The 14,778-nt window shown below is 41.5% G+C and carries 15 protein-coding genes; 3 read left to right on the top strand and 12 right to left on the bottom strand.

Going from position 1 to position 14,778, the window contains the following annotated elements; genetic code table 11:
- Positions 1 to 259: 259 nt before the first annotated feature.
- From nadE to IGJ45_RS03165, 4 genes are all read right to left on the bottom strand, one after another.
- Positions 260 to 1,084 carry an ammonia-dependent NAD(+) synthetase gene (nadE, locus tag IGJ45_RS03180; RefSeq protein ID WP_147587115.1) on the bottom strand — a complete coding sequence of 275 codons (825 nt, stop codon included), beginning with the start codon at positions 1,082 to 1,084 and terminating at the stop codon, positions 260 to 262.
- A 51-nt stretch (positions 1,085 to 1,135) separates the two neighbouring features.
- Entirely contained in the window at positions 1,136 to 2,602 is a 1,467-nt protein-coding gene (locus IGJ45_RS03175) for a nicotinate phosphoribosyltransferase (RefSeq protein ID WP_003127448.1), read from the bottom strand.
- A 200-nt stretch (positions 2,603 to 2,802) separates the two neighbouring features.
- Positions 2,803 to 3,153, bottom strand: coding sequence for a DUF1827 family protein (locus IGJ45_RS03170; protein ID WP_005471710.1), 351 nt, complete (start codon positions 3,151 to 3,153; stop codon positions 2,803 to 2,805).
- Positions 3,140 to 4,018 (bottom strand): HAD-IIB family hydrolase, encoded by an 879-nt coding sequence (locus IGJ45_RS03165; RefSeq protein ID WP_029487224.1) that lies wholly within the window; start codon positions 4,016 to 4,018, stop codon positions 3,140 to 3,142. The genes IGJ45_RS03170 and IGJ45_RS03165 overlap by 14 nt, the downstream gene beginning before the upstream one ends.
- A 112-nt stretch (positions 4,019 to 4,130) precedes the next feature.
- Here IGJ45_RS03165 and IGJ45_RS03160 point away from each other — a divergent pair, with 112 nt between their 5' ends.
- Positions 4,131 to 4,892 carry a MerR family transcriptional regulator gene (locus IGJ45_RS03160; protein WP_003127445.1) on the top strand — a complete coding sequence of 254 codons (762 nt, stop codon included), beginning with the start codon at positions 4,131 to 4,133 and terminating at the stop codon, positions 4,890 to 4,892.
- A gap of 27 nt (positions 4,893 to 4,919) precedes the next feature.
- Here the strand turns inward: IGJ45_RS03160 and IGJ45_RS03155 are convergent, their stop codons facing one another.
- Positions 4,920 to 5,855: a LacI family DNA-binding transcriptional regulator gene (locus IGJ45_RS03155; RefSeq protein WP_147587116.1), complete on the bottom strand. Its 936-nt coding sequence runs from the start codon at positions 5,853 to 5,855 to the stop codon at positions 4,920 to 4,922.
- Between the two features lie 10 nt (positions 5,856 to 5,865).
- Entirely contained in the window at positions 5,866 to 6,138 is a 273-nt protein-coding gene (locus IGJ45_RS03150; RefSeq protein WP_003127443.1) for a hypothetical protein, read from the bottom strand.
- Between the two features lie 187 nt (positions 6,139 to 6,325).
- Between IGJ45_RS03150 and IGJ45_RS03145 the strand changes: the two genes are divergently transcribed.
- Positions 6,326 to 6,577 carry a helix-turn-helix domain-containing protein gene (locus tag IGJ45_RS03145; protein WP_003127442.1) on the top strand — a complete coding sequence of 84 codons (252 nt, stop codon included), beginning with the start codon at positions 6,326 to 6,328 and terminating at the stop codon, positions 6,575 to 6,577.
- A 394-nt stretch (positions 6,578 to 6,971) separates the two neighbouring features.
- Here IGJ45_RS03145 and groL read toward each other — a convergent pair whose 3' ends face one another.
- Positions 6,972 to 8,600: a chaperonin GroEL gene (gene groL, locus IGJ45_RS03140; RefSeq protein WP_003127441.1), complete on the bottom strand. Its 1,629-nt coding sequence runs from the start codon at positions 8,598 to 8,600 to the stop codon at positions 6,972 to 6,974.
- A 29-nt stretch (positions 8,601 to 8,629) separates the two neighbouring features.
- Complete coding sequence (groES, locus tag IGJ45_RS03135; RefSeq protein WP_003127440.1) at positions 8,630 to 8,914, bottom strand: co-chaperone GroES; 285 nt, start codon at positions 8,912 to 8,914, stop codon at positions 8,630 to 8,632.
- Between the two features lie 232 nt (positions 8,915 to 9,146).
- Here groES and IGJ45_RS03130 point away from each other — a divergent pair, with 232 nt between their 5' ends.
- Entirely contained in the window at positions 9,147 to 9,791 is a 645-nt protein-coding gene (locus IGJ45_RS03130; protein WP_029487226.1) for a CPBP family intramembrane glutamic endopeptidase, read from the top strand.
- Between the two features lie 128 nt (positions 9,792 to 9,919).
- Here IGJ45_RS03130 and IGJ45_RS03125 read toward each other — a convergent pair whose 3' ends face one another.
- The 4 genes from IGJ45_RS03125 to walK are packed head-to-tail and all read right to left on the bottom strand — an operon-like array spanning position 9,920 to position 14,777.
- On the bottom strand, positions 9,920 to 10,726 hold the full coding sequence (locus IGJ45_RS03125; protein WP_003127437.1) for an MBL fold metallo-hydrolase: 807 nt from the start codon (positions 10,724 to 10,726) through the stop codon (positions 9,920 to 9,922).
- Positions 10,727 to 10,779: 53 nt separating this feature from the next.
- Complete coding sequence (locus IGJ45_RS03120) at positions 10,780 to 11,634, bottom strand: two-component system regulatory protein YycI (protein ID WP_041120409.1); 855 nt, start codon at positions 11,632 to 11,634, stop codon at positions 10,780 to 10,782.
- Positions 11,635 to 12,939: a YycH family regulatory protein gene (locus IGJ45_RS03115; protein ID WP_021149292.1), complete on the bottom strand. Its 1,305-nt coding sequence runs from the start codon at positions 12,937 to 12,939 to the stop codon at positions 11,635 to 11,637.
- Positions 12,936 to 14,777 carry a cell wall metabolism sensor histidine kinase WalK gene (gene walK, locus IGJ45_RS03110; RefSeq protein ID WP_003127434.1) on the bottom strand — a complete coding sequence of 614 codons (1,842 nt, stop codon included), beginning with the start codon at positions 14,775 to 14,777 and terminating at the stop codon, positions 12,936 to 12,938. Before walK ends, IGJ45_RS03115 begins: the two co-directional genes overlap by 4 nt.
- Position 14,778 lies beyond the last annotated feature (1 nt).

Genomic DNA, 14,778 nt, shown 5'->3' with positions numbered 1-14,778 from the left:
TAACCTGTATTTTATGCTTTGCGATTTAGAATGTAAAGAGCCGTTTGCTTGTTTTGTTTTTTTATTCTTGCCATTCTTCCTTGAAGAGAGTTATGACTAGGATAAAAAAAACAAAAAATCCCGAACAATCTATGAAATCCAGAAGACCTCGTTGAGCGATACAGCGAGGCCTCTCGGAAAAAATTCATTCATAAATCGTTCGGATATTTATTTTCTCCTAGATGCGATGGACCAAAAACTATCACAGAGTAAAAAAGATTTATTTCCAGAAGTCGTCAAAGATTGATATTGGCAGATGCCGTTTATGCTGTGTTTTGTGCCACCAATTTTCAATCGTTTGTTGCGCATTTGGTGAAACGGTCTTTCCTTCCAAGTAATCATCGATCTCATCATAAGTCACACCAAGTGCTACTTCGTCAGCGATCATTGGTTTGCCATCTTCCAAATCAGCAGTAGGAACCTTTTTGGACAGTGCTTCCGGCGCTCCTAATTCTTGCAACAATTGACGTCCTTGACGTTTATTCAAACGAAATAGCGGCAAGAGGTCAGCTCCGCCATCACCAAATTTTGTAAAGAAACCGGTGATGTTTTCGGCCGCGTGATCTGTTCCTAAAACAGCGCCAGCTTTTTCGCCTGCAACGGCATATTGAGTAATCATCCGCTGACGTGCCTTGATGTTGCCTTTATTAAAATCAGAAACAGGTAAGCCAGCTTCTTCGACGGCTGCCACTTGCGCATCGACGGCTGCTTTGATATTCACTCGTAATGTAATGTCCGGTTTGATAAATTCGATGGCTTTTTTGGCATCTTCTTCGTCAGCCTGTTCTCCATAAGGTAAGCGGATCGCAATGAACTGATAATTGGGATCATTCGTCTCACTGCGCATTTCTTCCATTGTCAACTGAGCCAATCGACCAGCCAGTGTTGAATCTTGTCCACCGCTGATCCCTAAAACAAGAGTTTTCAAAAAGGGATTTTTTTGAAGATATGCTTTTAAAAATTCAATGCTATTACGAATCTCTGCTTTCGCATCAATTGTTGGAACTACGCCTAACTCGCGAATGATTTCTTGTTGCAATGTCATAGAAACGCCTCCTAATTTTTTTGAAGATTGGTCCTAGCTTTCTAGGACCAATTAAATAATTTCTGTTTTGGTTTGCGTACGCACTTTTTCAATGGTCCGCATCTTGTGATTCCAGCACTCTTGAGAGAGATCGACTGGGTATTTTTGCGGATTCAAATCTCGTTTGTACTCATCCCATAATGAATCCAAACAATTTGTAGCATAGGCTTTGATGTGTTCAAGATCCGGCAATTGATAGACTTGCTGTCCTTCTACAAAAATGTCTTGCAGCAAAGGCCGAGCATCAAAATCTGTCACTGTTTTATTGATAAAGGTGTGAACCGGATGGAACATGAACAACTCTTTTTCTTCCTGGGGGTTTTCGTCCCAAAGAGTCACATAATCCCCTTCAGACTTGCCGTCTTTTTTACGTGTGATACGCCAGACTTGTTTCTTGCCTGGTGTAGAAACTTTTTCAGCATTACCGGATAATTTGATCGTATCGATCATTTCGCCTTGTTCGTTTTCGATCGAAACCAGTTTATAAACGGCTCCCAATGCCGGTTGATCATAGGCGGTGATCAACTTTGTACCGACACCCCAAACATCGATTTTGGCTTTTTGCATTTTTAGACTTAGAATCGTGCTTTCATCCAAATCATTTGATGCGTAGATCTTAGCTTCTGTAAAGCCAGCTTCATCTAGTTGTTCTCGGACTTTTTTGGAGATATAAGCCATGTCTCCACTATCGATCCGTACTCCTAAAAAGTTGATTTGGTCCCCTAGTTCTTTTGCGACACGAATCGCATTTGGTACACCTAAGCGCAATGTATCATACGTATCGACTAAAAAGACACAGTCTTTGTGCGTCTTGGCATACGCCATAAAGGCATCATAATCATTGCCATAGGATTGCACAAGAGAATGAGCATGCGTCCCGCTTGCAGGGATGCCAAAGATCTTGCCTGCTCGAACATTACTTGTGGCACCCGCACCTCCGATATAAGCCGCACGAGTTCCCCAAATCGCTGCGTCCAGTTCTTGCGCACGACGAGACCCAAATTCTAATAAGGGATCATCTCCGATCACAGACTTGATCCGAGCAGCTTTTGTTGCAATCAATGTTTGGAAATTAACCATGTTCAATAAGGCTGTTTCGATCAATTGAGCTTGTGCCAAAGGTCCTTCAACTTGAATGATCGGCTCATTGTTGAAGACGAGATCGCCTTCTAAAGCTGAACGAACCGTGCAGGCAAATTTGAATTCTTTCAGATAATCCAAGAAAGCCTCCGGATATCCGCCGATTTCTCTTAAATAATCGATATCTGAATCTGAAAAGGTCAAATTGTTCAAATAATCGACTAAGCGTTCTAACCCTGCAAAGATAGCATAGCCATTCTCAAAGGGCATGTCACGGAAATAGCACTCGAAGACTGCATTCAAATCCGCACGTCCTAATTCCCAATAGGTTTGCATCATGTTGATCTGATAGAGATCAGTATGCAAAGTGAAACTATCATCTTTAAATAATTTTTGCATCGTTTTGCTCCCTCATACTTACTTCTCCCTATTATAGCAAAAAAATAAAAAAAGAAAGTATTTCTTGTTTTTTTCCTCAAAAAAAGTCTGTGCCATAAGTTAGAAAAAGACCGAAAAACTTCATGATACGATGGGGTATTCCACCAGTTTCACTCGAATCATTGGGTCTTGCTTCAACTTATAACACAGGCTGCTAATGGTTAATCAACTGCTAATTGAACTAGGATGATATCTTTGCGAGGTTTCGCAAACTTGACTCCCGCTGCTTCCATCTTTTTACGGATATTGACATCTACAGTGACATCCTTGCGGTCAACTTTTAGTAAGCGATGAATCGCTGTATCCACTTCTCCGCGGCTGATCTTCTTTTTATTGTTGATCAAAACCAATGTGATCTTGTCAAAAGTATCCACATACATGATCTGGGTTCGATCAAGAGAATAAAGTTTGTAGTATTTAATCGCGACTTTATCAAAAATAAATTTTGAGATGACCGGATAAAATGTCTCCAAATTCAAATTTTGGTTGACTGGTGTTTCAATCAATTTCATATACAACATCCTCTCGTATTAGTTCATCCATGATAAATTGGCCGACTCCGCCGTCAGCTGCACTAGGAATCATACGATCGCAAACGTTACGGATCGATTCACTCGCATTGGCTACTGCAACAGAGACATCTACCACTTCAAACATGGCTAAGTCATTCTCACCATCCCCGATCCCAAAACTCTTTGCATGAGGGAAAGCCTGCATAAAATTCGTGATCGCGGCTCCTTTTGTTGCTAAGGGATCAACGACTTCCAATGTCTGAACAAATGACTGAAACGCACTGACTGGTTCAGTCTGCAGCAATAGACGCAACTGTTCGATCTTTTCATCCGATGCTTCCATCAGTTCGATCTTTAGGACATTGATCGTCGGCCGTTCCTGAATGTAGGCTAAAAGATCCGGTGCATGAATGCAGTCATGCACAAAATAGGCTTGCTTGTATTCAGCAATCATCGCCCCTCTCTCACCGAGATCTGTAACTAATTTATTGGTCAATGCGGTCAATTGTTCTTGATAATCCGCAGGATCTTTGCAGATCACTCCTTGATCGGTGTGCAGAAAATAAAAAACATTTTCTTTCTCTAAAATAGCTGTCACCGCTTCTAAGGTAGCTAGCGGCAAACAATTGGCTAAAACAGGCGCCTGACCTTCCAACTTCAAGCCGGCGCCATTGCCAAAGATGACATCACAGGAGATTCCTTCTTCTATCATCAGTGCTTCTACCAGATCATACCCTCGACCAGTCACAAAAACAAAATGATCGCCTTGTGCTTTCAGATAGTTGATCGCTGTTTTATTGATTTCAGGGACAGGCTGACCCATTTCCTGAAATGTCCCGTCTATATCGGAAAAAACTATTTGCATCGAATCTTCCTTTCTTTGCTATAATTATAACATAATTTGACGAAGCAAAAAATTTTTTGTTGACATTGACGTTACGTAAACCTTTATGATGAGAGCATAAGGAGGGAGAAATTTGGAATATAGTATAACAGCACTGGCTAAAATTTCTGGCGTCAGCAGCCGTACATTGCGCTACTATGATCAAATCGGATTATTAAAACCACAAAGGATCAATTCAGCCGGCTATCGTATTTATGGGGGACAGCAAGTGGATCGTCTGCAACAGATTTTGTACTTTAAATCCTTTGGCCTCCCTCTAGAAGAAATCCGTCATTTGCTAGATGATCCCGAACAAGATGTTCAAACACTGTTGGTTGCTCATTACAACCGATTGTCTCAGGAACGAGCAGCGCTTGATCGCTTATTGACAACATTAGCCCAAACAATCAATTATTATGAAGGAGAACAGACTATGTCAGATAAAGAAAAATTCACTTATTTTAAACAACAAAAACTCGCAGCCAATGAAGAAACCTATGGCGAAGAGATCCGTGCCGCTTATGGGGAAGAAGTCGTTGAACAAAGCAATCAAAAATGGCAGAACATGTCATTTGAAACCTACCAAGAATTGGAACAAACCGAAAACGAACTAATTCAAACATTGAAACAAGTGGTACAAGAGCCATTTGACGTGACTTCTTCTTTGGCAAAAACAGCCTTCCAGTTGCACAAAAAATGGCTGCAGCTTGCAGCGCCATTTTATTCTGCCGATTATCATCGCAGTTTAGGTGAAATGTACATTCATGATGCACGTTTTACTGACTATTACGATCAAAAAGCAGGCCAAGGCGCAGCCAGCTGTTTACAGGCAGTCATCGCTCATTACGCAGATTAATGACCCATAAAAAGGACTTGAGCCGCATTATGTGTGCTCAAGTCCTCTTCGTTTGATAAACGTATAAGGAATCCGGATGGACCCTTGTTCTTCTTGGATTGCTAACTTCAACGCCATTTCTCCACATTCATGCAAATGATAGTCGATGGTTGACAATTGAAGAACTTCACTAATAAATAAATTGTCTCTGCCAATAAGTAGTCGTTCGGAGGAAGAAGCCAATTTGATACCAGCAGCTACCTGATCCCCATTGGTAAAAATCGCTTGGACATTTTTATCAGCAAAGAAAGCGGCTGCCTCTCGCCCATCTTCTTCCGTCAAACAATCCCAAAAAATCAATTCTTCGGTAAAAGCTGGGAAATATTCCTGACACAAACGAACTGTGATCTTCGAATTGCTGCTCAGCTTACGACTTCTTCCAAGTGTAATTCCAATACGCTCGATACCATTTTCTTTCAAATAAGCAAACACTTCCCGAATGGATTGTTCACGATCGATATAGGTGCATCCATCTTGGACAGAGTCGATCTTTTCACAAAAAACGATGCGGCCATAAGCACGATAGGGCAATAGTTTTTCGAGGGGATTTGCTCTTGATGTGATAATCAGAGCATCAAACCCTTTTGCCGCAAATTCTTGCAGGTACTTTTCTTCCATTTCTGGTTCATAGCGGGTAGGCAACAAAGTCACCTTATACCCACGGGAAAAAGCACTTGCAGTAATCCCGCTTAGAAGGATATCAAAATACGGATGATTGACAAATGGGAGAATCACTCCGATGTTCTTCGTTTTTCCCGAGCTTAGCACACGTGCCGTATGATTCGGGATATAGTTGACTTGTTCCATTACCCGCAAAATCTCCTGACGCTTCTGCTCATCCACATAAGGATTATTATTGATGACTCGTGAAATCGTTGAGACCGAATAACCGGTCAGCTTAGCAATATCCCGAATGTTCACCATGCGCTTCTCCTTAGACAAATAATTGTTCTTTCATATAGTCTATCACACTTGCCCCACATTCATAGAATTGGTAATAATCATTCTGATGAATGAAACTGATTCGTTGCGCACCAAAATATTCATCCTGTACCAGGTGCCCAATTTCTGCAAGCGGTATTTGTGCGACCTTTTCTCTAAAAAATCCCTTGGGCTTCGTGAGAATCAAGTTCATCCCATCAAATTCAAGTGCAACATAGCAGCGTTGTATTCCATTGTTTCCCTTTACTTCCATATAAGTGTGCATCTTCATACGCCCCTTTCATGAATAGAATAATCTATGAAACGCGTACCAGAGCAAGCACTTTGTTTTCTTTTTTTCTCCTTGTTTATTTCTGATGTTGTGAATCATTTCGCTTATTTCTAGAATGTTGTTACAATAGAAATGGAGAAAGAAGTCATCAATCATTTTTCCATTCGAGGAGGAACGCAAATTGACATTAGAAGAAGCTTTTTTATTGGATACATTGCGTTGTCGATTCAAATTTTTGCGAGAAGGGCAAGCATTGACGCAAAAAGAGGTATCGCAGCAAATCGATGTATCGTTGGAAGACTATTTGGATTACGAAGCTGGTGATCGTCTACCAGACGTTATGACGATTTTGCATCTTGCTGCCTTTTATGATGTGTCAGTAGATTACATTTTAGGACAGACAGAAAACATGCAGCGCTATCCGCTGTCTTGATAAAAAAGTGCTACATGAAACTGCTCCTTGCTAGTTAGAATAAAAATCAAGCTAGTAAGGCGCACGTTCATTTTGAGTAAAAGGACTACTTTTTAAGCAAAAATACCCACTCTTGTAGGAAGAGTGGGTGTCTCAAAAAGAGAATGAAAATGAAATAGATTTGATAGATTGATCATAAACTTCTTCACTGAATCATTCAACATGAAGTTAATTCCTATTTGGTGTAAAAATATGGAGTATCTCTTTTGAGCTATGTTAGCGGTGAATGCCAAAATGATAAGGAATTCAATATACCAATGAGCAAGCAATGGACCATTGGTATTTGCTCCTTTCTATCATAGAAATAGAAGCATAAAGAAAAGAACCCCTTCGCTAAGGGGTTCTTTTAGTATAACTACATCATGCCGCCCATGCCCATGGATGGATCCATTGCTGGAGCTGCTGGTGCAGCAGGTTCTGGTTTGTCAGCAACGACTGCTTCAGTTGTTAACAATAATGCGGCTACAGAAGCGGCATTTTGCAACGCAGAGCGTGTTACTTTCGTTGGGTCAACGATTCCTGCTTCAAGCATGTTTACCCATTCGCCAGTTGCTGCATTGAAACCAACGCCAAGATCTGCGTGTTTCAATTTGTCGATGATCACGGATCCTTCGTAGCCAGCATTTTCAGCGATTTGACGTACTGGTTCTTCTAACGCACGCAAGACGATTTTCACACCGGTTGCTGCATCGCCGTCTGCTTCGATGGCTGCTACTTTGTTGATGACATTGACAAGGGCAGTTCCCCCACCAGATACCATTCCTTCTTCAACTGCTGCACGCGTAGCGTTCAATGCGTCTTCGATGCGTAGTTTCAATTCTTTTAATTCTGTTTCAGTTGGCGCACCCACTTTGATGACTGCCACACCGCCTGCTAATTTCGCTAGGCGTTCTTGTAATTTTTCGCGGTCAAAATCAGATGTTGTATCAGCAATTTGATTTTTGATCAATTGCACACGAGCATCGATTGCTGATTTGTCGCCAGCACCTTCAACGATTGTTGTGTTGTCTTTGTCCACAACAACTTTACTTGCTTGTCCTAGGTTGTCGATCGTTGCATCTTTCAATTCTAAACCTAAGTCTTCAGTGATAACAGTACCGCCAGTCAAGATCGCAATGTCTTCCAACATGGCTTTACGACGGTCACCAAAGCCTGGTGCTTTGACTGCCACGACATTGAATGTACCGCGGATTTTGTTCAATACAAGTGTTGGTAATGCTTCACCGTCGACATCATCAGCGATGATCAACAATGGTTTTGATTGTTGTAAGATTTGTTCTAACAATGGCAAGATGTCTTGGATGTTAGAGATTTTTTTGTCTGTGATCAAGATGTATGGATTTTCTAAAGCAGCTTCCATTTTATCATTGTCAGTGACCATGTATTGTGAAAGGTAACCGCGATCAAACTGCATGCCTTCCACTACATCTAATTCTGTTTCGATCCCTTTGGATTCTTCGATGGTAATTACGCCATCATTGCCGACTTTTTCCATCGCGTCTGCAATGTATTTTCCGACTTGTTCGCTACCAGAAGACACAGCACCAACTTGTGCAATGGCTTCTTTTGAGTCAACGATGGAAGAAATGTTGTGTAGTTCTTCAACAGCAACTTTAGTTGCCATTTCGATCCCACGGCGAATACCTAATGGATTCGCACCAGCTGTCACGTTCTTTAGTCCTTCGCGAACGATCGCTTGTGTTAACAATGTTGCTGTCGTTGTTCCGTCACCAGCAATGTCATTTGTTTTAGAAGCAACTTCAGAAACAAGTTTTGCCCCCATATTTTCGAAATGATCATCTAGTTCGATTTCTTTTGCAATCGTTACGCCATCATTTGTGATCAATGGTGAACCATAAGATTTTTCTAAAACGACGTTACGACCTTTAGGGCCTAAGGTTACTTTTACTGTATCTGCTAATTTATCTACCCCACGCAACATTGCTGCACGTGCATCTTCTGCAAATTTGATTTCTTTTGCCATGATTACATTCACCTCAACTAAATTATTTTTTATTCAACTACTGCAATAATGTCTTTTGCAGCAACGATCAAATATTCGTTACCTTCAAATTTCACTTCTGTGCCAGCGTATTTTTCGAACATGACTTGTTCGCCCACGTTGACAGCAACAGGAGCTTTTTCACCGTTTTCTAGCGTGCGTCCTTCACCGACTGCAATGACGGTTCCTGTTTGAGGTTTTTCTTTAGCTGCTGAAGCAAGCACGATACCTCCCACAGTTTTTTCTTCTTCTTTTGCGACTTCGATAATCACGCGATCACCTAATGGTCTTAACACGATAAATCCCTCCAATTTTATTTGATAGAATTTCCGTTAGCACTCTCATGCATAGAGTGCTAACTCACAAAATTAATATTACTCATTTTCTGTTTTTTTTGCAAGCCTTTTGATTAAATTTATTTTAGCTTTTTCTTTTTATTGCTCCATACCGTAAAAACCTAAGGAAAAATTTTGTTTCTAATGAGTCACTAGTCTATAATAGAAAAAAAGGAGTGTGATGATTTCACTTATGTCTCTAAAAAAGTACGCATTATCGACGATTTTGATTTATGGGGTCGCATTTTTTATTCCTGTCGCTTTTATATCTAGTGGTGCTACGATCCCTGCCACAACCGTTTCGTATATCGCCGGCGCAATCTTGATGATTTTTCTTTATTTTAAACAAAATGAACCGCTGTCGTTTGAACGCAAGCAGCCAAAAGTATCGGCTATTATTGTTTATGGCCTAACAGGAATCATCGCCGCCATTCTTTTGCAAAACTTCGCTGTCTTTATTGAGTCGCTCTTTGGCGAAGTGGCTGCATCGCAGAATACTGAGAATATTATCACTATTATTCTGCAAAACCCGATTTTTGCCCTTGCCGCTATGATTGGCGGACCTATCATGGAAGAATTTGTATTTCGCCGTGCCCTTGTGGGAATCATTGCAAACTATTCGAATATTTGGATAGGTGTCATTGTCAGTGCTGTCGCCTTTGCCTTTGCACACAGTGACAATCACTTGTTGGTGTATATTCTATTGGGACTCTTTTTCTCTGGACTTTATGCGTTGACAGGACGTATCTGGACATCGATGATTACCCACGTGGGAATGAATACACTAGTCATTATCATTCAACTATTGGTTCACGCCGGTTATATCAAGGTTCCATGACACAAAAAAAAACGATGTTGAAAATTTCAACATCGTTTTTTGTCTTAAGATAAATTCTCTGGCTTGGTGGAAAACTGTCCGCATTCCATCACCGTTGTTTTCTTCAAAAAAACGCTCGCCACTCATCCTCAAATACTGAATAACTCAGTCGCTTTATCGGGATCCGTATCATAAACCTCAAAGGCCTCACCGACACCTAAGTCATGTTCTTTCATCGTATTGACCATAGTTAGGTGGGCTAACTCTTTTAGGTTGTTTTCTTTACTCAAATGCCCGAGATAAACTCGCTTCGTGTTATCCGTCAATATATCTGCCATGACTAGTGCCCCATCTTCATTGGATAGATGTCCTCGATCACCAAGAATGCGCTGTTTGAGACTCCAAGGATAAGGACCCATCCGCAGCATTTCTAAATCATGGTTGCTTTCGACAAGATACGCATCGGCCCCTTTGATGATCCCCCGAACATGATCGCTGCAATAACCTGTGTCGGTCAACATCACAAAAGATTTGCCATCTTTATGGAACCGATAGAACTGTGGTGCTGCGGCATCATGGGAAACGCCAAAACTTTCGATGTCCATATCCCCCATCGTCAAAACTTTACCCATTTCAAAAACATGTTTTTGTTCAACCGCAATATTGCCTACCATATTATCCATTGCTTGCCATGTTTTTGTGTTTGCGTAGACATCCAACTTGTATTTGCGCGCCAAGACCCCTACACCGTGGATATGGTCGCGATGCTCATGGGTGACCAAAATAGCATCTAGATCCTCTGGCTTGCGTCCAACTTCATCCAATAATGAAGTGATCTTTTTGCCGCTCAGTCCTGCGTCCACTAGGATTCGTTTTTTGTTGCTCTCGATATATAACGAATTTCCTGAACTTCCGCTAGCTAAAATGCTTACTTGAAAGGCACTTTCCTTCATCATTGTTTCTGTCTTCCTCTCTCTTACTTTCAACGAGTTCCATTATACCTATTTTTCTATGGATTTTCTACTTTTTGTACTGCATTGTTTGTAATGATTCGATTACTAAAGGCATTGACAGTTTCGATCTGAATATTTACATCCGCATCTGCTTTGACAGCAACGAACCAAGCCGGAATGTAGACATTCCGATCACCAACAATCAAAATCCTTGTGTAAGCCAGCTCTGTCCATAATATCTTAGAATGACTAGGCAACTTATTATTCAAATAAAGCGTGTTGACGGCTTCTTTCTCTGAATAGAGAGTCATTTTCTCCCGCAGCGGGGTGATATTGGAAATGTGGGTCTGAGTATACTTAGCGATCTGCAACAGTTTATCTGACGATTCTAAAGTCATATCGATCCGACTTGAGCTATCATTGAAGGGAATAGTTTCATAGGATTGGCTAGCAACAATGGTTGGATATTCTTGATCCAACAGCGACAAGTTTTTCCTATAATGGTATTCATCTCCATAAAGTACCTGGTCTTTACGCTGCAGGTATTCATTGACCGTCTTTTCTGCCTGAGTATCATCACTAATGTAGAAACCACCCGAGGAAATATGAGTCAACTGTTGTCCTTTGACAGTAGTCGCCTCGACTAACCGCTTGTCCCCTTGCGCTTCTTTCAAAGCAGCAGCCAAATCGGTTTGTTCACCGCTTAAATAGTACCCGCTCAAATACTCGTCAGAAAGTTCTCCTGAATATTTAATGTCTTCTGAGGCTAGTCGCTGTTCAATCGGGATCGTCTGATTTGACTGCAAAACGTTCTGCTGTTCACTGCGGGCTTCACTGTAAATGTTGAACAAAAAGACATTCAACCCCAAAAACGCTAGGAAAAAAATCCATTCGATTCGCTTGAAATCCAATCAAACTCCCCCCGTTTCTGTCAATTTAGCCATTAATTCCTGATAATTGAACCAGTTATTCTCATACTTTACATACCAAGTTGGTGTCAAATCGACGACAGAAGCCCCTTTGATGTCGCCCCATTGATAGCCAACAATAATCTGCTGCAGCTGATCCGTCTCTGCCCCTGCAGAAAGCAAGTCACTGCGAACGGTTAAGCTTGAAGGCAGCTCCACCTCGGTCTCAGAAGGAATCGGCACTTGGATCGCATTTAAACTAGATTCGATTGCCATCTCTCGATTCCCTAATTGCCCACTGTTAGAAAAAGTTACTTTCATCAATCCCTGAGCACCACTGCTGAAGACTGGATACCCTTCTACAAAAATACGATAATCTAGTTGATTGCTCAACCGATCAAAAAAGCGTATCGTTCCGAAATTGTTGCCCAAACGACGAATATAGTCCGCACTTTGCATAAACAGATCCGTTTCATCACTTTCTGAAACAGTGGTTTCAAATTTGACTACTTGATCATCATGCAAAACCGCCATATTCTGTCCACCTTCATAATAATAAGTATCTACACTATCATCATTGACTTTGACATCTTTTGGCGAAGTAAAAAATGCTTCTCGAAAGAGATTCGCCGATTGCAAAGAGGAAACATAGCTGTATTTTTTCAGCTTGATCGTGTCCTGTGTATAGAACTGATTGCTTTTTCCTGATTCTTCCTGGCGCATCGCTGTCCATTCTCTTGGATTATCTTTCAAAATGCGATTCACATCATTTTTATCCCAGTCAATCTTGCCTTCAATGATCCGTGATTCTTCCAAATTCACAAACTGGATTTTATTCTCTTTCAAATCGATTTGAATATGGGAGAAAGCCATTTTGTTGGCTTCGTTGTCACCTAATGCCAATTCAACATCAAAGGTCTCCGCGTAATCATTTAGTAAGAACGGCGTGTAATACGCCAACGTCACTCCCTCATCCAATGTTGCTGCCTCTGAAAAAGACTTGGAATCATAATTTTGTACCGTCAGATCATTGACTTGAGCATCCGAGAGCAGTCCCTGAACGTCACGAATCAACGTTTCAGAATTGGTTTCCTTGACTTCATCTTGGTGGATCCAGGTTAAATACAATGGCAAAAATAAATCACTTTTTTGTTTGTAGGTCTGAATACTCGTATTGACTGTATCTGTAGCTTGTTCGACTGAACGATCGTAACCGGTGGGATTCAGCCAAATCATGTAGGAAAAGTAAAAGCTTAGGGCAACCATAACGATCAGACCTAAACGAATCATTTTTTCTGAGACTTTCATTCCCACCAATCCTCCTCATACGGTTCATATGGCAACATGATATAAAATGTTGAACCGCGGTTTTCTCGGCTTTCTGCCCAAATGGCTCCTCCATGAGATTTGATCACTTCGCGGGAAATGGCTAATCCTAAACCAGTACCACCTTGTTGCCGGGCGCGGGCTTTATCAACACGGTAAAAGCGGTCAAAGATTTTGGTAAGATCCTTTTTAGGGATGCCTAGGCCTTGATCATTGATACTCAAAACGATATTGTTATGGGTTTCCATCAATTTGACTGTGATCACACCGCCATCAGGTGAATATTTGATAGCATTGTTCATAATATTGTCGATCACTTGAATCATCTTATCCGTATCGACTTCGACCCAAAGTTCACGTTTGGTGAATTCACGACGAATCACATATTTTTTGTTCTCATTCGTCACCATCATATCAAATCGATCCAACACAAAGCTGACTAACTCATTGAAATTGATGTATTCCAATTGCAGTTGCGCATTGCCGCTGTCCATTCGTGAAAGACTCAGTAGGTCATTGATCATTCGAATCATCCGATCCGTTTCATCTAATGTCACTTTCAAGAAGTTCGGTGCGATTTCTGGATCTTGCCAAGCCCCTTCGCTCAATGCTTCAATATAGCTGCGCATACTGGTCAAAGGTGTTCGCAATTCGTGAGACACATTGGATACAAACTCTCGCCGCTCTTGTTCATTTTTCTCTTGTTCTGTAACATCATGCATCACCGCTACTAAACCAGAAATAAATCCAGACTCACGGCGAATCATTGAAAAGTCGATTCGTAAAATCAAATTCGTTCCAACGATGTCATTGTTCGGCCGTTCGATCAGCATTTCATCAGGACTTTCTAGCAGTTTACGCAAGGTGTATTCTTCATCGATTTGGAGCAGAGTCAGAATCGATTGACCGACTGCTTCTTCAGAAGTAACATTCAATAACGACATCGCCATCTCATTGATTGTAATGACTTTCCCACGGCGGTCAGTCGCTACGACGCCATCGGTCATGTGGGAGAGGACACTATCTAGTCGATTTCGTTCCGACTCCATTGCTTCTTGTGTTTCTTCGATACGTTCTCCTAGCTGATTGAATGTTTCAGCCAGCTGTCCCAGTTCGTCTTGGCCATGAACTGCTACTTTCCGGCTATAATCCCCTTTGGCAATCCGAATGGCTTGTTCCCGCATTTCCCCAATCGGCTGAGTGATGGATCGAGAAACAAGTAGGGCAACAACAATTGAGATCGCTGCAGCAATTAAAGAAGCCGTCACAAAAATCACGGCAGTATCACTGACTTCACTGTATTTCTGTTCCAGATTGCTTCGCAGGTACAAAGTACCTAAAACCGTATCCCCTGTAGGCGACTGGATCGATTGGACAATGTTGTAGACCCGCTGTCCTGTCGATTCGTCATACAACACTTCACTACGGTTCGTATCATAATCTCGGTAATCGTTTTTTTCACCCACTGAACCTCGATCATTGATATTGGTGGTTGCCCGAATGATTCCTTGTTCATCTACGACCCGCATCTCTAAAATCTCAGAAGAGTTGGTACTGGAAAGGATCCGGTTCAAAGAAGAATTCATTGCATCCCAATCGAGGCTGTCTTCGGCGTCCATTCGACTAAGTTCTGAACCTAGAGTAACGACCAACGTGCTAGCTCTTGCCTCCATGTCGCGCTTAAAGGCATCGATCGTTGTTTTCTCTAATTCGCGAATAAAATACGCCCCGATAATCTGGATCGAAATCAATAAGATCAAGATAAAAGTCAGGGCGATTTTGAAGTTCACTGATCGAAAAAAGCGAACCTTATTTTTCATA

It is taken from the genome of Enterococcus sp. DIV0574 (genome assembly GCF_051711125.1).
Lineage (GTDB): Bacteria > Bacillota > Bacilli > Lactobacillales > Enterococcaceae > Enterococcus_D > Enterococcus_D gallinarum.
This window is presented reverse-complemented; position numbering and strand designations above follow the sequence as displayed.